Source organism: Gordonia sihwensis NBRC 108236 (assembly GCF_000333035.1).
Lineage (GTDB): Bacteria > Actinomycetota > Actinomycetes > Mycobacteriales > Mycobacteriaceae > Gordonia > Gordonia sihwensis.
This window is the reverse complement of the sequence record NZ_BANU01000035.1, coordinates 37,431-58,663: the sequence shown is the minus strand read 5'-3', so window position 1 is coordinate 58,663 and position 21,233 is coordinate 37,431. Positions and strand designations below refer to the sequence as shown.

Sequence of the window (21,233 nt, the reverse complement as noted above, 5' to 3'; positions counted from 1 at the left end):
GCTGCTGGAACTGCGCGCGGCCGACGACGAAGGCCTTCTCGCGCGCGTCGCCGCCGAGCTGGAGAAGGCGCGTGCCGACGTCGCCTGGGCGAAGGTCTCCACCCTGGGTGCGACGGCCGTCGACACCTTCTGCCTCAGCCTCCCGGACGACGGACCGGCGGCGCGCCACGCGGTGGCGGCGGCGGTCCTGGCGGTCTGCGCGCCCACGCGGTGAGGCCCGGCCCGGAGCCGATCACGATCCGCGCGACATCGCCGCGCCCGGACGTGGAAGGATGGAGGAATGTTCGAATCCCTCTCTGACCGGTTGACCGGTGCTCTGAAGGACCTGCGCGGCAAGGGACGGCTGACCGACGCGGACATCGACGCGACCGCGCGCGAGATCCGCCTCGCACTGCTCGAGGCCGACGTCTCGCTGCCCGTGGTCCGCGCCTTCATCAGCCGCATCAAGGAACGTGCGAAGGGCGCCGAGGTCTCCGGCGCCCTGAATCCGGCTCAGCAGATCGTCAAGATCGTCAACGAGGAACTGGTCGGCATCCTGGGCGGCGAGACGCGGCGCATCCGCCTCGCCAAGAACCCGCCGACGGTCATCATGCTCGCCGGTCTGCAGGGCGCCGGTAAGACGACCCTCGCGGGCAAGCTGTCGGCGTGGCTGGTCAAGCAGGGTCACACGCCGCTGCTCGTGGCCTGTGACCTACAGCGCCCCGGCGCCGTGCAGCAGCTCCAGATCGTCGGTGAGCGGGCCGGAGTCCCGGTCTTCGCGCCGCATCCGGGCACCTCGGTCGGCGGCGAGGGCGAACTCGGCGTCGACGGCTCGGCCGATCCGGTCGCCGTCGCACGGGCCGGCGTGCAGGAGGCCCGCGACAAGCAGCACGATGTGGTCATCATCGACACCGCGGGCCGTCTGGGCATCGACGCGGAACTGATGCGGCAGGCCTCCGACATCCGGGACGCGACCGACCCGGACGAGGTGCTGTTCGTCCTCGACGCCATGATCGGCCAGGACGCGGTCACCACCGCCCAGGCCTTCGCCGACGGCGTCGACTTCACCGGCGTGGTCCTCACCAAGCTCGACGGCGACGCCCGGGGCGGCGCCGCGCTCTCGGTCCGCGAGATCACCGGACGGCCGATCATGTTCGCCTCGACCGGTGAGAAACTCGACGACTTCGACGTCTTCCATCCGGACCGCATGGCCAGCCGCATCCTGGGGATGGGCGACGTCCTCTCGCTCATCGAGCAGGCCGAGCAGCACTTCGACCAGGCCGAGGCGGAGAAGACCGCTGCCAAGATCAGCCAGGGCGAGCTGACGCTGGAGGACTTCCTGCAGCAGATGCTGATGATCCGCAAGATGGGACCGATCGGGAACCTGTTGGGCATGCTTCCCGGCGCAGGCGACATGAAGGACGCGCTCTCGCAGGTCGACGACAAGCAGCTCGACAAGATCCAGGCGATCATCCGGGGCATGACGCCCGCCGAGCGCGACAACCCGAAGATCATCAACGCCTCCCGACGGATCCGCATAGCGAACGGCTCCGGCGTCACGGTGACCGACGTGAACCAGCTCGTCGACCGGTTCTTCGCCGCACGCAAGATGATGTCGCAGATGTCGGGCCGGATGGGCATGGGCGGCGGCCGCAAGAACGCGCGCAAGGGCAAGAAGGGCAAGAAGGGGAAGGGCAAGGGTCGCGGACCCACGCCGCCCAAGGCGATGCGCGGCGGATTCCCGGGCATGCCCGGCATGCCGCCGGGCATGGGACTGCCGCCCGGTCTGGATCTGAGCAACATGCCTCCCGGCCTCGACGAACTGCCGCCCGGTCTGGAGGGCATCGACCTCAACGACCTGAAGTTCCCCAAGAAGTAGGTTTCCCGAGAAGTCAGCGGTCGCCGGCCGTCGCCGAATCGCGAACGGCTCGGCCGCGAAAGGCCCTGTGATGACTCAAGCGCTCGAATTCACCGGTACCGATCCGTTCACCGGCGAGGCCCTGACCCTCTGGGTCGTCGACGGAGCCGTCTCGACCGAGCCGGTCGCCGGCGCTGAGAAGGCCGGGGGCGGATGGATCGTCCCGGGTCTGGTGGACGCGCACAACCACGTCGGCATCGCACCCGGGCTCGGGGTCACCATCGACCGGGCGCGCGAGTACGCGAGGGCCGACGCCCGGGCCGGTGCGCTGCTGATCCGCGAGGTGGGATCGCCGCTCGACACCCATCCGCTCGACGCCGACCCGACCGGGCCCCGTTTCATCCGGTCGGGCAAGCACATCGCCCGGCCCAAGCGCTACCTGCGCGACTACGGTGTGGAACTCGAGAACCCGGACGATCTGGCGGACGAGGTGGCACGTCAGGCCCGCGACGGAGACGGATGGGTCAAGCTGGTCGGCGACTGGATCGACCGCGAGGTGGGCGATCTGGCTCCGCTGTGGACCCGCGATCAGCTCGACGCGGCCGTCGCCGCCGCGCACGAGAACGGTGCCCGGATCACCGCCCACGTCTTCGGAGCGGACGGGCTCGACGACATCATCGGGGCGGGGTTCGACTCGATCGAGCACGGCACCGGTCTGAGCGAGGACCTGATCGACGAGATGGTGCGCAAGGACATCGCGTTGGTGCCGACCCTGATTCAGCTGGAGAACTTCCCGGAGATCGCCGACGGTGCGGACCGATTCCCGAGGTACCAGGCCAACATGCGGGCGCTGTACGCCGGTCGAGGCGAGGTCTTCGCCCGGGCCCGCGAGGCGGGGGTGCGGATCTACGCGGGCACCGATGCGGGCGGGTTCATCGGGCACGGCCGGATCGTCGACGAGATCGAGGCCCTCGTCGGTGTCGGTTTCAGCCCGCTCGACGCGCTGGCCGCGGCCTCGACCGCCCCGCGCGAGTGGCTGGGAGCGTCCGGGCTCGAGCACGGTGCACGCGCCGACTTCATGGTCCTCGACGCCGATCCGGCTGCCGACCTGACGACGTTGCGGCGACCGCTCCACGTGGTCTGCGGCGGCGAGAAGATCGCATAGCCCACGGCGTGAGCCGCGCCGGTCAGCCGAGGATCTGCAGCACGCCGATCACGATCAGCAGCACCGTGACGAACCAGCCCGCATAGCGGATCACCACTTCGCGGTTGCGCCGGCCGTAGGCGAACACCCGACCGATCCACCAGTGCGGGCGGGCACGCACCACCACCAGCGCCAGGCCGGCGAGCAGGGGCAGGCTCAGGGCCACCGTGGCGTACAGGACCACACCGAGATACCGCTCGGTGAGCGGGATGTCGGTCGCCGACAGGACCGCCAGGCCCGCGTAGAACGGCACGGACGTGGCCGACTGGACCACGCCGAGCACGAATCCGACCAGCAGGGTCAGAGGGGACGGCGCCCGCAGCGGCGTGAGGATCTTGTCGACGAGGTCCGACGAGTCACCGCCGCGCCAGGTGAGGAATGCGGTGAGCAGACCGGTCAGGATCAGCAGGATCCCGAACAGCGGCGAGGAGATCACGGCGTCGACCACCGATTGGAGGCCGTCGAACACCAGCATCACGGCGATCGCCAGAACGAGAACCCCGAGCCAGTCGCCGATCAGCACCAGCGGCGCGATCCGCCGGTACTGGCCGGGGCCCAGTATGAGCGCCAGCGTGACGAGAACCCCGATCAGGAGCACGTTCACCGAGTCGACGAATGCGAGCGACAGGGCGTGCAGCATGGATTCTCAGGTCTCCGGGGCGTCGTGCGGCGGCCGGTGCGGCCGCCGATGTCCGATGTCACGCTACCGGCTGCACGCGCCGGGACCGATTTCCGGTGGTCGGGACCCAGTGAGCCGGCGCTCCGGTTTGGGTGGCGGCTCGTACCTCTGGCAGAATGAGTCGCTGGTTCGCCGGAGCCGGCCACGGCCGACCGGCGGTCACCCCGATAGAGAACGCAAAACCGGGCTCGTCGCCGATCGGCGGGCCGCTGAATTGCGCTGTGACACAAGGAGACGCCCACATGGCTGTCAAGATCAAGCTCACCCGGCTCGGCAAGATCCGCAACCCGCAGTACCGCATCGTCGTCGCCGACGCCCGCACTCGCCGCGACGGCCGCGTCATCGAGACCATCGGCAAGTACCACCCGAAGGAAGAGCCGTCGCTGATCGAGGTCGACTCGGAGCGCGCTCAGTACTGGCTGGGCGTCGGCGCGCAGCCGACCGAGCCGGTCGCCGCCATCCTGAAGATCACCGGTGACTGGCAGAAGTTCAAGGGCCTGCCGGGCGCCGAGGGCACCCTGAAGGTCGCCGAGCCGAAGACCTCCAAGCAGGATCTGTTCAACGCCGCCCTCGCCGCTGCCGAGAACGAGCCGGCCGCCGCCGCGACCACCGCCAAGAAGAAGGCGAAGAAGGCTGACGAGAAGGCCGACGACGCCGCTGCCGAGGCTCCCGCCGAGGAGGCCGGTGACGCCAAGGCGGACGCGTGAGCGCCGTCGTCGCCGACGCCGTCGAACACCTCGTTCGCGGCATCGTCGCCAACCCGGACGACGTCCGGGTCGACCTCATCACCGGCCGTCGCGGCCGGATGGTCGAGGTTCATGTCAACCCCGACGATCTCGGCAAGGTGATCGGCCGCAACGGCCGCACCGCCACCGCGCTGCGCACCCTGGTCTCCGGCATCGGCGGCCGCGGTGTGCGCGTGGACATCGTCGACACCGATCGCTGATCGAAAGCAGGACTCGGATCTGATGGATCTGGTGATCGGTCGTGTCGTCAAGACGCACGGAGTCCGCGGTGAAGTCGTCGTCGACATCCGCACGGACGATCCCGCCGGACGTTTCGCGGTCGGCACGCGCCTGCGCGGCCGTGCCCCGCGGACTGCCGGCGGCGGGGAGACCGAGTACGAAGTGACAGCCGCCCGGATGCATGCCGGGCGGCTGTTGCTGTCGCTTGCCGGCGTAGGCGGTCGCGACGAGGCGGACCGGCTGCGCGGCACCCTGTTCGTCATCGACGCCGCCGACGTCGACTCCGGCGACGACCCGGACGAGTTCTACGACCACGAGCTCGAGGGACTGCCCGTCGCGACGGTCGGCGGTGAGAGCGTCGGCACGGTCAGAGAGGTGCTGCACCTGCCCGGTGGCGAACTGCTGTCGGTGACCACCGGTGACGGTCGCGAGGTGCTAGTGCCGTTCGTGCGCGAGATCGTCCCCACCGTGACCCGCGAGGGCATCGAGATCGATCCGCCCGACGGCCTGATCGACCCCGTCGAGGACTGACATGCGCATTGATGTCGTGACGATCTTCCCGGAGTACCTCGAACCGATGCGGGCGGCACTCCTCGGAAAGGCGATCGACGCCGGACTGATCGAGGTCGGCGTCCACGATCTGCGGCAGTGGACGTACGACGTCCACCACAGCGTCGACGACGCGCCCTACGGCGGCGGTCCAGGGATGGTGATGAAGCCACAGGTGTGGGGCGAGGCGCTCGACGCCGTCTGCCCGGACGACGCGCTGCTGGTGGTGCCGACGCCGGCGGGCGTGCCCTTCACACAGGCCACGGCCCAGCGCTGGAGTTCCGAGCGGCATCTGGTCTTCGCGTGCGGCCGTTACGAGGGGATCGATCAGCGGGTCTTCGACGACGCCGCCCGCCGGGTGCGTGTGGAGGAGGTCTCGCTCGGCGACTTCGTGCTGATCGGCGGCGAGGTGGCCGTCCTCGCCATGGTCGAGGCCACCACCCGTCTGATGCCGGGTGTGCTCGGCAATCCGCAGTCGCACCAGGAGGATTCGTTCTCCGACGGGTTGCTCGAAGGTCCGAGTTACACCCGTCCCAGAGTGTGGCGCGGACTGGAGGTGCCCGCGGTGCTCCTGTCCGGAGACCACGGCCGAGTCGCGCAGTGGCGGCACGAGCAGTCGCGCGAACGCACGCGTGAGCGGCGCCCGGACCTGCTGCAGGACTGATCCGGGCGGGCGGACGCCGTGTGCTGCGGCGTGTCGCGGAACCGGTGCGGCCGCCGCTGCGTCCAACGAGTATGAGCACCACGTGGACGGTGGCCGCCGAGGAACTCCTCGCCCGGCTCGATTCGATGGATCCCGGCGCGGCCGCGGCCGACGCCGCGGAGATCGCCCGCATCGTCGACGCCGCGCGGGCGATCGGGGAGCGGATGGCCGCCGTGTTCGGCACCGGTTCGCTCGTCGGTGCGGCCGCGGACGGCGGGGCGAGGGCCGGTGTCGATCTCGCGGAGCGGATCACTTCCACCTCGGATCGTCTCGCGAGCGGCCGTAGCTCGCTGGCCTCCGCCTCGGGCGTGCTGGCCGGAGCGGTGGCGTATCGGCCCAGGGTCGTCGCACTGAGCGTCGTCGGCACCACCCAGCCCGCAGTGCTGTCGGCGCTGCTCGGCGTCGGTACCGAACTGGCCGGGGTGTACAACGCTCCGATGGACTCCTCGGCCCGCGGCCTCCTCTCCGGCGGTCCGGACGCGTCGCCTGCCTCGCACGGAGCGCCCGCGGCCGCCGACACGGCCGACCGAGCGGCAGTTCCGGCAGTGGCCGGACCGATGGCCGTGGACGTCCCGTCCGGCGACGGACCGCCGGTCGGGGACGGTCCGGTCGCCGCCGCACCCGATCAGGGCGCCGGCGCCGCGCCCGCGGCCGGCCCTCCGCGACCCGGTGTCGCCGCGGATGCGGGCCCGAAGCAGTCGTCGGCGGGTCCCGGACCCTCACCGGGAGCGGCTCCGGCCGCTGCGAGAGGCCCGACCGGCCCGTCCGCGGACGACGGCGGTACCGGCCCGCCGGGCAGCACCGCCCGCCCTGGCCCGTCTCGTCACACGTCTTCGGCTCGGTCGGCGGAGCTCTCAGCCGCGCCTGGCGTCCTCGCCACCGTCCCGCCGCCGGTGCGGGCCGCCCCGTCGGTGCCGGCCGCGCCGAGGTCGGTCGTGTCTGAGACGACCTCGTCCGCGTCGCGAGCGGCGTCGGTGCCGGCAGGGCGCCCGGCGACGGCAGGCAATGCCTCCGCCTCCCGGCCGGGCGGCGGGCCGTACGGAGCCGCACCGTCGGCGCGACGCTCCGAGGACGAGGACGGCCACAGGCCCGCCGACTATCTGCGCTCGGCGACGGAGGGGATCCTCGTGCTGGGCCCGCAGCCGCTCGTCGCGCCGGCGGTCATCGGCGATCTCGAGGAAGGCGTTCCCGAGGCCGGGCCCGGCACCGACGTGCAACCGCCCCGCGACGATGACGACCAGGAACTCGACCTGACGCTGTGATCGCGGATTTCCCTCATGCCGGGTGGAGGTGGCACAATGTTTCAGGTTGCCTGCCGGAGACCTCGCGTCGACCGCTGCAGCGCACGGACCCCATGCCACGGGCATGAACCGGTCGAACCCCGCCGAATTCGCGTCGGGGCCGCCAGGTTCCTCTGTCCCCGCCCAGATTGGACGAGAAATGAACACCCTGGACCTCATCGACAAGCAGTCCCTTCGCGACGACATCCCCGAGTTCGGCCCCGGCGACACCCTCGACGTGCACGTCAAGGTCATCGAGGGATCGAAGGAGCGCGTGCAGGTCTTCAAGGGCGTCGTGATCCGCCGCCAGGGCGGCGGCATCCGCGAGACCTTCACGGTCCGCAAGGTCTCGTTCGGTGTCGGTGTGGAGCGCACCTTCCCCGTGCACAGCCCGAACATCGCCAAGATCGACGTCCTGACCCGCGGTGACGTCCGTCGCGCGAAGCTGTACTACCTGCGCGATCTGCGCGGCAAGGCTGCGAAGATCAAGGAGAAGCGCTGAGCTTCTGCTCGCCCCGGCGAGAAACGAACATCCAGACCCCGTCCCGCACGGCGCCGACCACTTCGGCCCGCGGGGCGGGGTCTGTTCGTGTCGGCCCGGCGGCGCGTCGAAAGTGAACCGGGTGGTCGGGAGCGGTGACGGACATCAGTACCCTGTTCTACGTGGACGACAACACCCGCGGGGACGACCCGTCGCAGGCTAACGACGAGCGCGGCAGCAGTGGGGGCGCCGAGTCCGATTCCGGATTCACCTTCCGGGACGACGCCCCCGAGGACGAGCAGAAGGGCAAGAGCCGCTGGCTCCGCGAACTGCTGATCATCGTCGGCATCGTGCTGGTGCTCATGTTCGTGTTCACCCAGTTCTTCTTCCGGCAGTACGTGGTGCCGTCGGAGTCCATGGAACCGACCCTGCACGGCTGCTACGGGTGCACCAACGACCACATCGTGGTCGACAAGATGGTGTACCGGTTCAGTGACCCGAAGCCAGGTGACGTGGTGGTCTTCAAGGCCCCGACCAGTTCGTGGGACGAAGGGTGGTCGTCGCCTCGCTCGTCGAACCCGGTGGTGCACAAGATCCAGGACGTGCTGTCGCTGTTCGCTCTCGCGCCGCCGGACGAGAACAACCTCGTCAAGCGGGTGATCGCGGTCGGCGGGCAGACCGTCCAGTGCCGCGAGGCCGACGGCAAGGGTGTCACGGTGGACGGCAAGCCCCTCCACGAGCCGTACATCGACAAGCAGTTGCAGGCGCAGACCTACCAGCAGTCGGGCGGGGTGCTCGGTCAGGGCTCGTGCTACGGCAGCGACTTCGGCCCGATCAAGGTGCCCGAGGGCAATCTCTGGGTGATGGGCGACAACCGCAGCAACTCCGCCGACTCACGGGCCCACATCGACGACGAGTTCCACGGCACGGTGCCGGTCTCCGACGTCCGCGGCAAGGTCCGGTTCATCATCTACCCGTTCTCCCGGATCGGGGGCGTGGGCTCGGTCGACCCGCAGAGCTGATGCCCGGATCGACTCGATGGCCCCCGCGGTCGCCGGTTCGGAAGGCAGCGGGATTGCGGACACTGGAGTTCACCCTGGCCCGCCAGGGGCTCGGCCCGGTGGCCGGCGTCGACGAGGCGGGCCGGGGTGCGTGCGCCGGCCCGCTCGTGGTGGCGGCATGCGTGCTGAGCACTTCGCAACTGAAGTCTCTCGCTGCGCTGGACGACTCGAAGAAGCTCTCGGAGCCGGTGCGCGAGAAGCTCTACTCGGCGGTCGTGCGGCATGCGGTCAGCTGGAAGGTGGTGGCGATCCCGGCGGCCGAGGTGGACCGCCTCGGGGTCCACGTCGCCAACATCGAAGGCAAGCGGCGCGCGGTGGCCGGACTGTCGGTGCGGCCCGGGTACGTCCTGTCCGACGGATTCCACGTGCCGGGGCTGCCCGCGCCGTCGCTCCCGGTGATCGGGGGCGACGCGAACGCGGCGTGCATCGCCGCCGCCTCGATCCTCGCGAAAGTGACCCGCGACCGGATGATGGTGGCACTCGACGACGAGGTGCCGGGCTATCAGTTCGCGGTGCACAAGGGCTACAGCACGGCGCTGCACATGGAGTGTCTGGACGCGCGCGGTCCCTCGGCGGAGCACCGTATGTCGTACCGGAACGTCCGCGATAGGCTGGCCTGATGAGCGCTGAGGATCTCGAGAAGTACGAAGCCGAGATGGAGCTGTCCCTGTACAAGGAGTACAAGGACATCGTCGGTCAGTTCACCTACGTCGTGGAGACCGAGCGCCGCTTCTACCTCGCGAACGGTGTGAATCTGGTTCCGCGCAATGCGGACGGCGAAGTCTATTTCGAGATTCACATGACCGATGCGTGGGTGTGGGACATGTACCGGCCCGCTCGCTTCGTCAAGCAGGTTCGCGTGGTGACGTTCAAGGACGTCAACATCGAGGAACTGGAGAAGCCGGAACTGCGGCTGCCCGACGAGCCCTGAGCCCCGGGCGGGTGGTCGCGGACTGTGCAGAACATCCGCGGTATGCACACTCGCCGAGGAACGGGCGATCGGGACCTGTCACGGGTCGCCGCATTGGCGCATCCTGTCCCGCATGGGGGAACAACAGGAGCAGCGAAAGCGGGAGAAGCGGGGCGTGGACCGCCGCGGTCTGATCGGGCGGGTCGGCGAGGATCTGGCCGCGGCGCGCGTGGCGGATCTCGGCTGGCGGATCCTCGACCGGAACTGGCGGACGAGGTACGGCGAGCTCGACATCGTCGCCGCCGACGGTCGGACTCTGGTGATCGTGGAAGTGAAGACGCGGGCCAGCCGGACGTTCACCGATCCGCTCGGTGCGGTGACCCCCGACAAGCTGCGCCGAATGCGGCGGCTGGCACAGCAGTGGCTGGCTCAGCAGGACGCGTTCTGGGAGGTCGTCCGTTTCGACGTGGTCTCGGTGCAGTTGGACATGACCGATCCGGAGGACCTCGAGCGCGCGATGTGGTGGCACCACGTCGGTGTGTGCGAGTAGCGCCCGATGTCCGGACTGGGGAGAGTACATTCGGTGGGGCTCAACGCCTTCGCCGCTGATGTGATCGAGATTCAGGCCAACATCAGCGCGGGGCTGCCCGGGCTGACCATCAGCGGGAGTGTGGACACCTCGCTGCGTGAGGCGAAGGAGCGCGTGCGGGCCGCGATCGCGAACAGCGCGATACAGTTCCCGACCACCAAGGTCACGATCGCGCTGGCACCGGCCCGACTGCCCAAGAGCGGGCCGGGCTTCGATCTGCCGATGGCGGTCAGTGTGCTGATCGCGGCGCAGAAGGTGCCCACCACGAGGCTGCCGGGGACGGTGATGCTCGGCGAACTGGCGCTCGACGGCCGGGTGCGTCCGGTGCGCGGGGTGCTGCCACTGCTGCTGGCAGCGCGGGAGGCCGGGTTCGAGCGGGCGGTGGTGCCGGCCGAGAACGTCGCCGAGGCGGCTCTGGTGTCGGGGCTCGACATCGGCGGGGCGCGGTCGCTGTCGGACGTGCTGTCGTGGTTGAGCGGAGATCGCGCGCTCGACACCGTCGACGGCGAGACCGCGGAGCCGGCGCCGCCGGCGATCCCCGACATGGCCGACGTGGCCGGCCAGGCGACGGCACGGCGCGCGCTCGAGATCGCCGCGGCCGGATCGCATCACCTGCTGATGACCGGTCCGCCCGGCATCGGCAAGACGATGCTGGCGTGCCGGTTGCCGGGTATTCTGCCGAGCCTCACCGAGGAGGAGTCGCTCGAGGTGACCGCGATCCATTCGATCGCGGGAACGCTGCCCGAGCATCGGCCGTTGATCACCCTGCCGCCGTTCGTGGCACCGCACCACAGCACGAGCATCACCGCGCTGCTGGGCGGCGGGACCGGGATCGCGCGGCCGGGATCGGTGTCGCGGGCGCACCGCGGAATCCTCTTCCTCGACGAATGCGCGGAGATGGGACCGAAAGTCCTCGATTCGCTGAGGCAGCCGCTGGAGGAGGGGGAGGTCCGGATCTCGCGTCGCGACGGGACCGCCCGCTATCCGGCGCGCTTCCAGTTGATCCTCGCGGCCAACCCGTGTCCGTGCGCGCCCGCGAAGGACGTCGACTGCATCTGCACGTCCATCCAGCGCCGCCGCTACCTGGGCCGGCTGTCGGGCCCGCTGATGGACCGGATCGACATCCGCGTGGCCATGGACCCGCCCGGCGACGTCACACTGCTGACCGAACGCGGTGAGCCGAGCGCGGCGATCGCCGAGCGGGTGCTGCGGGCGCGCGAGGCGGCGCGGGAGAGGTGGTCCGAATTCGGCTGGCGCACCAACGCGGAGGTGCCGGGCAGCGCGCTGCGGCACCGATTCCGGCCGGGGCCGCAGGTGCGCCGGCCGCTGGAGGCGGCGTTGCGCACCGGACGGATCACGGCGCGCGGAGCCGATCGGGCGCTGCGTCTGGCCTGGACGTTGACCGATCTGCGGGGCGGCGACGCGCCGGGGGAGGACGACATCGTGTCGGCGCTGCTGTACCGCGACCGGGGAGGGCGACCGTGACCGACGACCAGGCGGCCCGCGCGTGGGCATACCTCGCGGCGGTGGCCGAGCCGCCGTGTGCGGCACTGATCGCGTTGGTGGCCGAACTCGGCCCGCTGGGCGCCGCCGCGGCGGTTCGTTCGCGGAAGGTTCCCGCCGCGCACCGCGGCGTTCTGGCACCCACCCAGGCGCGCGCCGCGACCGACACCGCGGCGGAGGACCTGGCCAGGTGTGAGCGCATCGGTGCGCGCCTGCTCACCAGAGACGATCCGGACTGGCCCGGATGGCAGCTGCTGGCGCTCGATCAGGCGGACAGTGCCGCGCGGGGCGGAGCTCCGCTCGCACTCTGGGTGCGGGGGCCGGCCTCGTGCGGTGACGCGGTGGGCAGGTCGATGGCGCTGGTCGGTTCGCGCGCCTCATCGTCGTACGGCGATCACGTCGCCGGAGCGATGGCGGCCGCGCTGGCGGACGAGGGCTGGTCGGTGGTGTCGGGTGGGGCGTACGGGATCGACGGGGCAGCGCATCGCGGAGCGCTCGGTGCGGGAGGCACCACCGTGGCCGTCCTCGCGTGCGGCATCGACCGCACGTATCCGTCCGGGCACGCGCAGTTGCTGCACCGGATCGCCGAGACCGGGCTCGTCGTCAGCGAGTATCCGCCGGGCACATCCGCGGCCAAACATCGATTCCTCACCCGGAATCGTCTGGTCGCGGCGTTCTCGTCCGCGGTGATCGTGGTGGAGGCCGGACGGCGGTCGGGCGCGGCCAACACCGCGGCGTGGGCCAAACGGCTGGGCCGGCCGCTCGGGGCGGTGCCCGGGTCGGTCACCAGCGCCACCTCGGTGGGTGCCAACGCCATGATCGCCGACGGCGACGCCGTGCTGGTCGCCGATTCGGGCGCCGCGATCTCGCTCGCGAGCCCGGACGGATGCGACACGCGGGAGGCGGCACCGCGCCGCCGCACCGACGATCTGCGTCCGGATCAGCTGCGCGTGGTGGAGGCGCTGCCCGCGCGCGGCGGTCTGACCGTTGACGAGATCGCGTTCGCCGCGGGGCTGCCGATCGACGACGTCCTTCGGGCCCTCGCGGCGCTCGATCTGTCCGGTCATGTCGCCGGCTCCGACGGCACGTGGCGGTTAGGAGCTCGATGAGTGGGACACCGCCGGTGGTGGGAACGTCGGGGGACGCCTACGATGGAGCGAGCATCTTAGGATGCCCTAATCTTGTTGTGCCGAAAGAGGAGACCAGATGGCGAAGCCGGTGACCACGTTGACGGTCCTGCGGACAGAGCGGCTGACCCCGCACATGGTGCGCGTGTGGCTGGGCGGTGACGAGTTCGCCGCCTTCCGCCCCGCGGGCGGACAGGACGGTCACCACGACACCGACATGTACGTGAAGATCGTCTTCGCACCCGAGGGCGTCGATTACCCGCGGCCGGTCGACATGGACGCGATCCGGGACACGTATCCCGCCGAACAGCAGCCGATCCTGCGCACGTACACGGTCCGTCACTACCGGCCGGACGCCGCGGAATTGGCGATCGACTTCGTGGTCCACGGTGACGAGGGCGTCGCCGGACCGTGGGCCGCAGGCGTGCGGCCGGGCGAATCGGTGACCCTCCTGGGACCGGGCAGCGGCTACCGGCCCATAGCCGACGCGCCCTGGCACCTGCTGGTGTCGGACGAAGCCGGCCTGCCCGCGCTGGCCGCGGCGCTCGAAGCGATGCCGCAGGACGCGGTGGCCAAGGTGTTCATCGAGGTCGCCGGCCCCGAGGACGAGGTGGAGCTGACCGCTCCCGCCGGTGCCGAGATCACCTGGGTGCATCGCGGGGCGCCGTCCAACGAGGCCCCCGACGACCGGTCGGGCGACAACGCGCCGGTCATCGCCGCGGTGCGCGCCGCGCAGTGGCTCGACGGTGAACCGCAGGTGTTCATCCACGGCGAGGCACAGGCGGTGATGAAGAATCTGCGCGGCTACGTGCGGAAGGAACGTGGCGTGAGCGCCAAGCGCGCGGCGTCGATCTCCGGCTACTGGCGCCGAGGCCGCACCGAAGAGGGCTTCCGCCAGTGGAAGGCCGAACTGCGCAAGGCCGAATCGCACGTGTGACGGGCGGGCGGCTCAGACGACGCGTTCGTCGCGGAGCCGGCTCGCGGGCACGCCCAGCGCGGCGACAGTCGCCAGGGCACACGTGACGAGCGCGACGATCGACGCCCACACATAGGCGTCCGTGGAGGGTACGGCGACGGCCCCGCCGGTCGTCGAGACGGTCTCGACGGACGCGGCCAGGATCATGCCGATCACGGCCGTCGCAGTGGACGTGCCGACCGATCGCATCAGTGCGTTGACGCCGTTGGCCTCCCCGGTCTGCGTCACCGGGACCCAGTCCATGATGAGGGCGGGCATCGCCGAATACGCGACGCCCAGGCCGGCACCGACGAAGCAGTTCACGATGACCATGAATCCCCACGTCGGATGCCAGGGTCCCGCGATCATCAGCAGGAAGCCCAGGTAACCGACGCCGATCACCACGCCGCCGGAGGCCAGTGAGACCCGTGCGCCGAAGCGCCGCGTCATCCACGCGCTGACGTAGGAGAACGCGAACATCACCAGCCCGGAGGGCATCAGCACGAGGCTGGCCTCCACGATGGTCAGTCCGACGCCGGTCTGGGTGGAGGTCGGGGCCTCGAGCACCTGGATCGGCATGATCTGCATGGCGTAGAACGCGAAACCGGTGGCGACGGAGGCGATGTTGGTCAGCAGGATGGGACGTCGAATGCTGGTGGCGAGGTCGATCAGCGGATTGTCCACGCGCTTCTCCCATCGCCACCACAGCGCCGAGGAGACGACGAACGCGGCGAACAGGCCGAGCACGGCCGGGCTCGACCAGCCCCAGGCGTCGCCCTTGGAGAGAGCGAGCAGAATGCAGCTCAGCAGGACGGTGAGCCCGATCGCGCCCACCAGGTCGAAGCGCCCGCCCGTGGCGATCGAACTGCGCGGGACGGCCGCCGCGACGGCCGACGCGGCGATCACGCCGACCGCCGCGCTCACCCAGAACAGTGCGTGCCAGCTCACCTGCTGGGCGATCACCGCGGCGAACGGGAGGCCGAGTGATCCGCCGACGCCGAGCGAGGCCGACATCGCGCCGATGGACGAGCCGAGGCGCGCCGGGGGCACGATGTCGCGCATCAGGCTGATGCCGACCGCGATGGTGCCGATGCCCAGACCCTGAACTCCGCGTCCGATGAGGAACAGTGCCAGCCCCGACGAGAGCGCGCAGACGACCGATCCCGCCGCTACCGCGCCGAGACTGGCGATGAGGACCAGCCGCTTGCCGATCATGTCGCCGAGGCGGCCCGAGATGGGCGTCACCACCGCACCGACGAGCAGCGTGATCGTCAGCGCCCAGGACGCATTGGTCGGTGAGGTGCCGAGGATGGCCGGCAGGTCGGGGATCAGCGGCACGATGATCGTCTGCATCAGCGCCACCACGATTCCGGCGGCGCAGAGGATTGCGACGGCCAGGCGCGGGTGTTCGGCCGTGTCGTGGTGGTCGGCGGAGGTACTGGGGGATGTCACGGGGCGGTGGAGCTTTCGAAAGAAGGATGACGCCAGGCCGGGGAACGCGAGGCATCAGGAAACTTAGCGCGAAATAGGTAACCGAGGTTAAGTACTTTTCGCACGAGTGGGGGATACCACACCGGCATCCGCTGCTAGCTTCCTTTACGAACCGCTTTGTCTCGTCGACGGTCGCCCAGTCAACGCATGTTCTGAATAGTCAACGCATGTTCTCAGCGAATGGTGGAGTGTTCATGATTTCCGCGCCCGCGCGGCGGGGAGCCGTCCTGGCGACGGCCTTCGCCTTCCTGGTCACGATGATGGGGACCACCCTTCCCACCCCGCTGTACTCGCTCTATTCGCAGCGGCTCGACTTCACCGAGTTCACGGTGACGATCCTGTTCGCCGTCTACGCCTTCGGCGTGATGTTCGCGCTCATCGTCTTCGGACGGCTGTCCGATCAGATCGGCCGCCGCCCGATCCTGCTGACCGCCCTGGTCCTCGCCGTGATCAGTGCGGTCATGTTCTTGCTGCCGCTGTCGCTTCCGCTGCTGATCGCGGCCCGGATCGTGTCGGGACTGAGTGCCGGACTGATGAGCGGCACCGGCACGGCCGCGGTGATCGATCTGTTCGGTCCCGCAGACAAGGCGCGCGCAGGAATGCTCGCGATCGCCGTCAACACCGGCGGCCTCGGTGTCGGCACCCTCTTCGCCGGGGTCGTCGCCGATCTCTCGTCGGCTCCGCTGACGCTGCCGTACGCGGTGCACCTGGGGCTGTCGGTACTGGCGTTCGTCACACTCCGTGCGTTCACGCCGGCCCCGGCCGACCCCGCGCCGCTGCGACTGCAGGCGCCGCGACTGACCGTTCCCGCACCGATCCGCGGAGCGTTCGTCCGGGGCGTCCTCGCCGCGGGCGCGGGGTTCGCCGTGTGCGGTGTCCTCACCGCGGTGTCGGCCCTGTTCCTGGTGCGCTACCTCGGCATCGGTTCGCACACTGTGGCGGGGCTGGTGGTCTTCCTCGCATTCGCGTTCATGGTCGTCGGTCAGTTCGTCGCGCGCCGGATCTCGTCGCGCGCAGCCATGCAGGCCGGATGCGGCGGACTGGTGGTCGCGGCCGCCGTTCTCGCGGTGGCGCTCTCCGCCGAATCGCTCGCCGCGCTGCTGATCGCGCCGATCGTCCTCGGCGTATCCGCCGGTCTGTGCGTCAACGCCGGGCTCGCGGCGACCGTGGAGCGCGTCGATCCCGCCCAGCGCGGTGCGGTGTCCTCGGCCTTCTTCGCGGGCCTGTACCTCATGCTCGCCGTGCCGGCCATCGGTGTCGGCGCACTGTCGCTCGCCATCGGACTGCGGGAATCGGGCCTGGTGTTCGCGGGACTCGTCGCGCTCCTGGCCGCGGCGGTGGGAGTCGCGGACATCGCCGCGCGGGGCTCCGCCGCACGGGCGACCCCGCTGCCGTGATCCGCCCGCTGATGCTGCTGAGGTCTATGTGGTGCATGTGGTGAGACTTTAGGATCGAGTCATGGCCGACCTCCTCGATCGCTTCGCAGCGCACCTGCGATACGAGTCCGGGCGCAGTGAGCACACCGTTCGTGCCTATCTCGCCGACATCCGCGGCCTCACGGCGTTCGCCGGTGCGCGCGGAGTTCGGCTCACCGACGTCGATCTCGACCTGCTCCGCGCCTGGCTGGCGGAGATCTCGCGCCGCGGCGCCGCGCGGACCACCGTCGCGCGCCGGGTGTCGTCGGTCAAGACGTTCTGCGAATGGGCCACGCGCGAAGGCGAGATGTCCGTCGACCCCGCGGTGCGCCTCCAGGCGCCCAAGGCGCGCCGGGTGCTGCCGGCGGTGCTTGCTCCCGAGGAAGCCGCGGACGCGATCGAGGCGACGGTGCGACGGGTCGACTCCGCCGCGCCGGACGGACCCTCGTCCGACGACCCGGTATCGCTGCGCGACCGTGCGGTTCTCGAACTGCTCTACGGCTGCGGCATCCGTGTCGGAGAACTGTGCGGGCTCGACGTCGGCGATGTCGACGACGATCGCCGCGCGATCCGGGTGATCGGCAAGGGCGACAAGCAGCGGGTGGTGCCGTACGGTGCGCCTGCCGCATCGGCGCTGGACGCCTGGCGCCGCCGTGGGCGCCCGGCGCTCGCGACCGCCGCCTCGGGGGAGGCCCTGTTCGTCGGCGTCAGGGGAGGACGGCTCGATCAGCGGATGGCGCGCACGGTGGTGCATCGGGCCACCGAGGCTGCGGGACGGTCGGTGGGCCCGCACGCACTGCGTCACAGTGCGGCCACCCACTTGCTGGAGGGAGGCGCCGATCTGCGGGTGGTGCAGGAACTGCTGGGGCACTCGTCGTTGTCGACCACGCAGCTGTACACGCACGTCAGCGTGGAACGACTGCGCGCGGTCCACAAACAGGCGCACCCGCGGTCGTGAATGAGACCGGCTGCATCACCGACCCGGCAGCGTCAGCGGGGTGGTTTGAGCCGCACGGTCGACAACCCGAGCAGGCTCAGCGGGTTGAGGTAGCGGACGCTCCGCCCGCTGCCGCGACGAGCGCCCCAATGAAGGCAGGCCGTCGCGGAGCACCCCTCGTGACCGGTTTGCAGCACACCGACCAGCTGACCGGTTCGGATGTGCTCGCCGCGACGCACGCGGGGCACCACCGGCTCATACGTGGTGCTGATCCCGTCGGGGTGCAGCACCGTGACGGTGGAACGGCCGGCGACGGGTCCGGCGAAGGTGACCGTTCCGGCGCGGGCCGCGACCACCGCGGACTCGGCGGGTGCTCCCAGGTCGACGCCGCGGTGCCCGGCGAGCCAGCGCTCAGCCGGCGGATCGAATCCGCGGACCACGGGCGGGCGCGGGGCCAGCGGCCAGTGATACGCACGCTGCGCGGACGCCGCGCCGGGGCCGGCAGGCAGCGCGCTCGCGCACACCAGCGCGATGGCGGTGGCGCGACGCCGGGTGTCGAGACTCCTCATAGGACCTCCTCATAGGACTTAGACGCACGGCGCGGAGGTTCGGCTCCATCGGCGTGTCGCGCGGCCGTCGTCGCCCGAGACGCTGATTTGGCTGGTGATCGCGCATCGGAGTAGTCTGGCGACGCACCCAGGCATGTCTTGGGTGACTTCGCGCGCCCGCGAGAAGCTACATCGGAACACGCGGTCCCGGATACCTCCGGGTGTGTTCGCCGATGGCGGGCGCCAGGACCGGAGCTCGACCCGAGCGCCGGTGACAACTGCGAGAGAGGACATATTCATGGCTGTCGTGACCATGAAGCAGCTGCTTGACAGCGGCGCACACTTCGGGCATCAGACCCGCCGTTGGAACCCGAAGATGAAGCGTTTCATCTTCACCGACCGCAACGGCATCTACATCATCGACCTGCAGCAGACGCTGTCGTACATCGACCGCGCCTACGAGTTCGTCAAGGAGACCGTCGCCCACGGCGGCACCATCCTGTTCGTCGGCACCAAGAAGCAGGCTCAGGAGTCGATCGCCGCCGAGGCCACCCGCGTCGGCATGCCGTACGTGAACCAGCGTTGGCTCGGTGGCATGCTCACCAACTTCAACACCGTGCACAAGCGTCTCCAGCGGATGAAGGAGCTGGAGACCATGGAGCAGACCGGTGGCTTCGAGGGTCGCACCAAGAAGGAAATCCTCATGCTCACGCGTGAGAAGAACAAGCTGGAGCGCACGCTCGGCGGTATCCGCGACATGGCCAAGGTTCCCTCGGCCGTGTGGATCGTCGACACCAACAAGGAGCACATCGCCGTCGGTGAGGCTCGCAAGCTGAACATCCCGGTCATCGCGATCCTGGACACCAACTGCGATCCGGACGTCGTCGACTACCCGATCCCGGCGAACGACGATGCGATCCGCAGCGCCGCTCTGCTGACCCGCGTGATCGCCTCGGCCGTCGCCGAGGGCGTTCAGGCGCGTGCCGGCCAGACCGCGGGCGACGCCAAGCCGGAGGCCGGCGAGGGCGAGCCGCTGGCGGAGTGGGAGCAGGAACTCCTGGCTGAGGCGACCGCTCCGGCGGCCGCACCGGCCACCGATGGCGCCACCGAGGCTCCGGCCGCAGAATAAGAACTGCCGAGAAGCAGGAAACGGGCCCCGAGCACGATGAGCCGGGCCCCTTCTCCGGCGGGGTGATCACCCCGCCGGAGAATCTTGTCTCTCGATCACAAATCGACAAAGGAGGGTCGCCACCTATGGCGAACTACACCGCGGCGGACGTCAAGCGTCTGCGCGAAATGACCGGTTCGGGCATGCTCGACTGCAAGAACGCCCTCGCGAACAACGACGGCGACTTCGACAAGGCGGTCGAAGAGCTGCGCATCAAGGGCGCCAAGGACGTCGGCAAGCGTGCCGAGCGCTCCACCGCCGAGGGTCTGGTCGCCGCCCGTGACGGCGTCATGATCGAGCTCAACAGCGAGACCGACTTCGTCGCCAAGAACGACGAGTTCCAGAAGCTCGCCGACGACATCCTGGGTGCGGCCATCGAGCTGCGCAGCAACGACGTCGACGCTCTGCTCGCCGCGAAGCTCGGCGACGGCACCGTCGCCGACGCCGTCGAGGCGCTCTCGGCCAAGATCGGCGAGAAGCTGGTCCTGCGCCGCGTCGCGTCGTACGACGGCCCGGTGGCCGTCTACCTGCACAAGCGTGCCTCGGACCTGCCGCCCGCCGTCGGCGTCCTGGTCTCCTACACCGGCGAGGGCGACACCGCCGCGGAGGCCGCTCGCGGCGCCGCCATGCAGGTCGCCGCGCTGCGCGCCAAGTACGCCAGCCGCGAGGAGGTCCCCGCGGACGTCGTCGAGAACGAGCGTCGTATCGCCGAGGAGACCGCCAAGGCCGAGGGCAAGCCCGAGCAGGCGCTCCCGAAGATCGTCGAGGGCCGCGTCAACGGCTTCTACAAGGACGTCGTCCTGGTCGACCAGCCGTCGGTCACCGACTCGAAGAAGACCGTGAAGGCGATCCTGGACGAGGCCGGCGCCACCGTCGTCGCGTTCACCCGCTTCGAGGTCGGCCAGTCCTAGTCCGCTAGGCCGCATGCGTCTCCGGCCCCGGAATCGACCCGCGAGGGCGACTCCGGGGCCGGAGTGCGTATGCGGGACGATCGACGCCCTAAGATGGAGAGAGTTTGTGCCGACACTCGAGCGAAGGAAGAGATGAGCGAATCGCAGTCGACCGCCGAAGAGGGCAGAGCAGGTTTCTCCCGGGTGCTTCTGAAGCTCGGCGGTGAGATGTTCGGTGGCGGTTCCGTGGGGCTCGACCCGGACGTCGTGGGCACCGTGGCCGACCAGATCGCCGAGGTGGTCTCCTCGGGCGTCCAGATCGGCATCGTGATCGGCGGCGGTAACTTCTTCCGCGGCGCCGAACTGCAGCAGCGCGGTCTGGACCGTTCGCGCTCGGACTACATGGGGATGCTCGGCACCGTCATGAACTGCCTTGCGTTGCAGGACTTCTTGGAGAAGCGGGGGATCACCACCCGCGTGCAGACCGCCATCACCATGGGTCAGGTCGCCGAGCCGTACCTGCCGCTGCGCGCCGTACGTCACCTCGAGAAGGGCCGCGTGGTGATCTTCGGTGCGGGTATGGGCATGCCCTACTTCTCCACCGACACCACCGCTGCGCAGCGCGCGCTCGAGATCAAGGCCGAGGCGGTGCTGATGGCCAAGGCCGTCGACGGCGTGTACTCCGACGACCCGCGCAGCAACCCGGACGCGGAACTGTATCGCGAGATCAGCCACCGCGAGGCGATCGAGAAGCAGCTCAAGGTCGCCGACGCGACCGCGTTCAGCCTGTGCATGGACAACAACATGCCGATCCTGGTGTTCAATCTCCTCGAGCGCGGCAACATCGCCCGCGCGGTCGCGGGTGAACCGATCGGCACGCTGGTGCGCACCCCGCAGGCCTCCTGACCACTGCCGATCCCAGACTTCCACCGCGACGAAAA

Annotated in this window: 24 protein-coding genes; 21 read left to right on the top strand and 3 right to left on the bottom strand. The window is 69.9% G+C overall.

All coding sequences use genetic code 11. From position 1 onward, the window contains the following. The 3 genes from GSI01S_RS17240 to GSI01S_RS17230 form a co-directional block, all read left to right on the top strand. On the top strand, positions 1–214 hold a 214-nt coding region (locus GSI01S_RS17240; protein ID WP_006897916.1), incomplete at its 5' end, for a hypothetical protein. A gap of 66 nt (positions 215–280) precedes the next feature. Beyond that, positions 281–1,858 carry a signal recognition particle protein gene (gene ffh, locus GSI01S_RS17235; protein ID WP_006897915.1) on the top strand — a complete coding sequence of 526 codons (1,578 nt, stop codon included), beginning with the start codon at positions 281–283 and terminating at the stop codon, positions 1,856–1,858. A gap of 70 nt (positions 1,859–1,928) precedes the next feature. After that, a complete protein-coding gene (locus tag GSI01S_RS17230) occupies positions 1,929–3,002 on the top strand; it encodes an amidohydrolase family protein (RefSeq protein ID WP_006897914.1) in 1,074 nt (357 codons plus the stop codon). 22 nt (positions 3,003–3,024) lie between these two features. On the opposite strand, the gene GSI01S_RS17225 is transcribed toward GSI01S_RS17230, so the two are convergent. Continuing rightward, the gene (locus GSI01S_RS17225; protein WP_006897913.1) at positions 3,025–3,681 is read right to left on the bottom strand and encodes a hypothetical protein; all 657 of its coding nucleotides are present in this window, start codon (positions 3,679–3,681) and stop codon (positions 3,025–3,027) included. Between the two features lie 281 nt (positions 3,682–3,962). On the opposite strand from GSI01S_RS17225, the gene rpsP reads away from it, so the two are divergent. From rpsP to GSI01S_RS17160, 13 genes are all read left to right on the top strand, one after another. Further along, positions 3,963–4,427, top strand: a complete 465-nt coding sequence (gene rpsP / locus GSI01S_RS17220) for a 30S ribosomal protein S16 (RefSeq protein WP_006897912.1) — start codon at positions 3,963–3,965, stop codon at positions 4,425–4,427. Continuing rightward, positions 4,424–4,666: an RNA-binding protein gene (locus GSI01S_RS17215; protein WP_006897911.1), complete on the top strand. Its 243-nt coding sequence runs from the start codon at positions 4,424–4,426 to the stop codon at positions 4,664–4,666. The genes rpsP and GSI01S_RS17215 overlap by 4 nt, the downstream gene beginning before the upstream one ends. A gap of 22 nt (positions 4,667–4,688) precedes the next feature. Beyond that, the gene (gene rimM / locus GSI01S_RS17210) at positions 4,689–5,216 is read left to right on the top strand and encodes a ribosome maturation factor RimM (protein WP_006897909.1); all 528 of its coding nucleotides are present in this window, start codon (positions 4,689–4,691) and stop codon (positions 5,214–5,216) included. A gap of 1 nt (position 5,217) precedes the next feature. Next, entirely contained in the window at positions 5,218–5,898 is a 681-nt protein-coding gene (gene trmD / locus GSI01S_RS17205; protein WP_006897908.1) for a tRNA (guanosine(37)-N1)-methyltransferase TrmD, read from the top strand. Positions 5,899–5,969: 71 nt separating this feature from the next. Continuing rightward, positions 5,970–7,199 carry a hypothetical protein gene (locus GSI01S_RS17200; RefSeq protein ID WP_039868023.1) on the top strand — a complete coding sequence of 410 codons (1,230 nt, stop codon included), beginning with the start codon at positions 5,970–5,972 and terminating at the stop codon, positions 7,197–7,199. Positions 7,200–7,377: 178 nt separating this feature from the next. After that, a complete protein-coding gene (gene rplS / locus GSI01S_RS17195) occupies positions 7,378–7,719 on the top strand; it encodes a 50S ribosomal protein L19 (RefSeq protein WP_006897906.1) in 342 nt (113 codons plus the stop codon). Positions 7,720–7,853: 134 nt separating this feature from the next. Further along, positions 7,854–8,720, top strand: coding sequence for a signal peptidase I (lepB, locus tag GSI01S_RS17190; RefSeq protein ID WP_006897905.1), 867 nt, complete (start codon positions 7,854–7,856; stop codon positions 8,718–8,720). Then, a complete protein-coding gene (locus GSI01S_RS17185; protein ID WP_006897904.1) occupies positions 8,720–9,379 on the top strand; it encodes a ribonuclease HII in 660 nt (219 codons plus the stop codon). Before lepB ends, GSI01S_RS17185 begins: the two co-directional genes overlap by 1 nt. After that, on the top strand, positions 9,379–9,690 hold the full coding sequence (locus GSI01S_RS17180) for a DUF2469 domain-containing protein (protein WP_006897903.1): 312 nt from the start codon (positions 9,379–9,381) through the stop codon (positions 9,688–9,690). The genes GSI01S_RS17185 and GSI01S_RS17180 overlap by 1 nt, the downstream gene beginning before the upstream one ends. A 112-nt stretch (positions 9,691–9,802) precedes the next feature. Next, on the top strand, positions 9,803–10,219 hold the full coding sequence (locus GSI01S_RS17175) for a YraN family protein (protein WP_006897902.1): 417 nt from the start codon (positions 9,803–9,805) through the stop codon (positions 10,217–10,219). A 6-nt stretch (positions 10,220–10,225) separates the two neighbouring features. Continuing rightward, a complete protein-coding gene (locus tag GSI01S_RS17170) occupies positions 10,226–11,743 on the top strand; it encodes a YifB family Mg chelatase-like AAA ATPase (protein WP_039868021.1) in 1,518 nt (505 codons plus the stop codon). Continuing rightward, on the top strand, positions 11,740–12,870 hold the full coding sequence (gene dprA, locus GSI01S_RS17165) for a DNA-processing protein DprA (protein ID WP_006897900.1): 1,131 nt from the start codon (positions 11,740–11,742) through the stop codon (positions 12,868–12,870). Before GSI01S_RS17170 ends, dprA begins: the two co-directional genes overlap by 4 nt. Positions 12,871–12,967: 97 nt before the next feature. Next, a complete protein-coding gene (locus tag GSI01S_RS17160) occupies positions 12,968–13,825 on the top strand; it encodes a siderophore-interacting protein (RefSeq protein ID WP_006897899.1) in 858 nt (285 codons plus the stop codon). A 12-nt stretch (positions 13,826–13,837) separates the two neighbouring features. Here the strand turns inward: GSI01S_RS17160 and GSI01S_RS17155 are convergent, their stop codons facing one another. Beyond that, positions 13,838–15,295 (bottom strand): MFS transporter, encoded by a 1,458-nt coding sequence (locus tag GSI01S_RS17155; protein WP_006897898.1) that lies wholly within the window; start codon positions 15,293–15,295, stop codon positions 13,838–13,840. A 233-nt stretch (positions 15,296–15,528) separates the two neighbouring features. On the opposite strand from GSI01S_RS17155, the gene GSI01S_RS17150 reads away from it, so the two are divergent. Further along, a complete protein-coding gene (locus GSI01S_RS17150; protein ID WP_006897897.1) occupies positions 15,529–16,731 on the top strand; it encodes an MFS transporter in 1,203 nt (400 codons plus the stop codon). Positions 16,732–16,792: 61 nt separating this feature from the next. Beyond that, complete coding sequence (locus GSI01S_RS17145) at positions 16,793–17,707, top strand: tyrosine recombinase XerC (RefSeq protein ID WP_006897896.1); 915 nt, start codon at positions 16,793–16,795, stop codon at positions 17,705–17,707. A 32-nt stretch (positions 17,708–17,739) separates the two neighbouring features. Here the strand turns inward: GSI01S_RS17145 and GSI01S_RS17140 are convergent, their stop codons facing one another. Beyond that, positions 17,740–18,255 carry a M23 family metallopeptidase gene (locus GSI01S_RS17140; RefSeq protein ID WP_006897895.1) on the bottom strand — a complete coding sequence of 172 codons (516 nt, stop codon included), beginning with the start codon at positions 18,253–18,255 and terminating at the stop codon, positions 17,740–17,742. Between the two features lie 277 nt (positions 18,256–18,532). Between GSI01S_RS17140 and rpsB the strand changes: the two genes are divergently transcribed. From rpsB to pyrH, 3 genes are all read left to right on the top strand, one after another. After that, positions 18,533–19,363 (top strand): 30S ribosomal protein S2, encoded by an 831-nt coding sequence (gene rpsB / locus GSI01S_RS17135; protein ID WP_006897894.1) that lies wholly within the window; start codon positions 18,533–18,535, stop codon positions 19,361–19,363. 125 nt (positions 19,364–19,488) lie between these two features. Then, positions 19,489–20,313 (top strand): translation elongation factor Ts, encoded by an 825-nt coding sequence (tsf, locus tag GSI01S_RS17130; RefSeq protein ID WP_006897893.1) that lies wholly within the window; start codon positions 19,489–19,491, stop codon positions 20,311–20,313. Positions 20,314–20,445: 132 nt separating this feature from the next. Beyond that, positions 20,446–21,198, top strand: coding sequence for a UMP kinase (pyrH, locus tag GSI01S_RS17125; RefSeq protein ID WP_006897892.1), 753 nt, complete (start codon positions 20,446–20,448; stop codon positions 21,196–21,198). The last annotated feature ends 35 nt before the right edge of the window (positions 21,199–21,233 follow it).

Bases quoted from the DNA above. Each gene is read 5' to 3' on its own strand.
- rplS (WP_006897906.1), top strand. From the start codon at position 7,378: ATGAACACCCTGGACCTCATCGACAAGCAGTCCCTTCGCGACGACATC.
- GSI01S_RS17185 (WP_006897904.1), top strand. From the start codon at position 8,720: ATGCCCGGATCGACTCGATGGCCCCCGCGGTCGCCGGTTCGGAAGGCA.
- GSI01S_RS17145 (WP_006897896.1), top strand. From the start codon at position 16,793: ATGGCCGACCTCCTCGATCGCTTCGCAGCGCACCTGCGATACGAGTCC.
- GSI01S_RS17170 (WP_039868021.1), top strand. From the start codon at position 10,226: ATGTCCGGACTGGGGAGAGTACATTCGGTGGGGCTCAACGCCTTCGCC.
- GSI01S_RS17160 (WP_006897899.1), top strand. From the start codon at position 12,968: ATGGCGAAGCCGGTGACCACGTTGACGGTCCTGCGGACAGAGCGGCTG.
- rpsB (WP_006897894.1), top strand. From the start codon at position 18,533: ATGGCTGTCGTGACCATGAAGCAGCTGCTTGACAGCGGCGCACACTTC.
- GSI01S_RS17180 (WP_006897903.1), top strand. From the start codon at position 9,379: ATGAGCGCTGAGGATCTCGAGAAGTACGAAGCCGAGATGGAGCTGTCC.
- trmD (WP_006897908.1), top strand. From the start codon at position 5,218: ATGCGCATTGATGTCGTGACGATCTTCCCGGAGTACCTCGAACCGATG.
- ffh (WP_006897915.1), top strand. From the start codon at position 281: ATGTTCGAATCCCTCTCTGACCGGTTGACCGGTGCTCTGAAGGACCTG.
- pyrH (WP_006897892.1), top strand. From the start codon at position 20,446: ATGAGCGAATCGCAGTCGACCGCCGAAGAGGGCAGAGCAGGTTTCTCC.
- GSI01S_RS17150 (WP_006897897.1), top strand. From the start codon at position 15,529: ATGATTTCCGCGCCCGCGCGGCGGGGAGCCGTCCTGGCGACGGCCTTC.
- GSI01S_RS17230 (WP_006897914.1), top strand. From the start codon at position 1,929: ATGACTCAAGCGCTCGAATTCACCGGTACCGATCCGTTCACCGGCGAG.
- rimM (WP_006897909.1), top strand. From the start codon at position 4,689: ATGGATCTGGTGATCGGTCGTGTCGTCAAGACGCACGGAGTCCGCGGT.
- GSI01S_RS17225 (WP_006897913.1), bottom strand. From the start codon at position 3,681: ATGCTGCACGCCCTGTCGCTCGCATTCGTCGACTCGGTGAACGTGCTC.
- tsf (WP_006897893.1), top strand. From the start codon at position 19,489: ATGGCGAACTACACCGCGGCGGACGTCAAGCGTCTGCGCGAAATGACC.
- rpsP (WP_006897912.1), top strand. From the start codon at position 3,963: ATGGCTGTCAAGATCAAGCTCACCCGGCTCGGCAAGATCCGCAACCCG.
- GSI01S_RS17200 (WP_039868023.1), top strand. From the start codon at position 5,970: ATGAGCACCACGTGGACGGTGGCCGCCGAGGAACTCCTCGCCCGGCTC.
- GSI01S_RS17175 (WP_006897902.1), top strand. From the start codon at position 9,803: ATGGGGGAACAACAGGAGCAGCGAAAGCGGGAGAAGCGGGGCGTGGAC.
- GSI01S_RS17140 (WP_006897895.1), bottom strand. From the start codon at position 18,255: ATGAGGAGTCTCGACACCCGGCGTCGCGCCACCGCCATCGCGCTGGTG.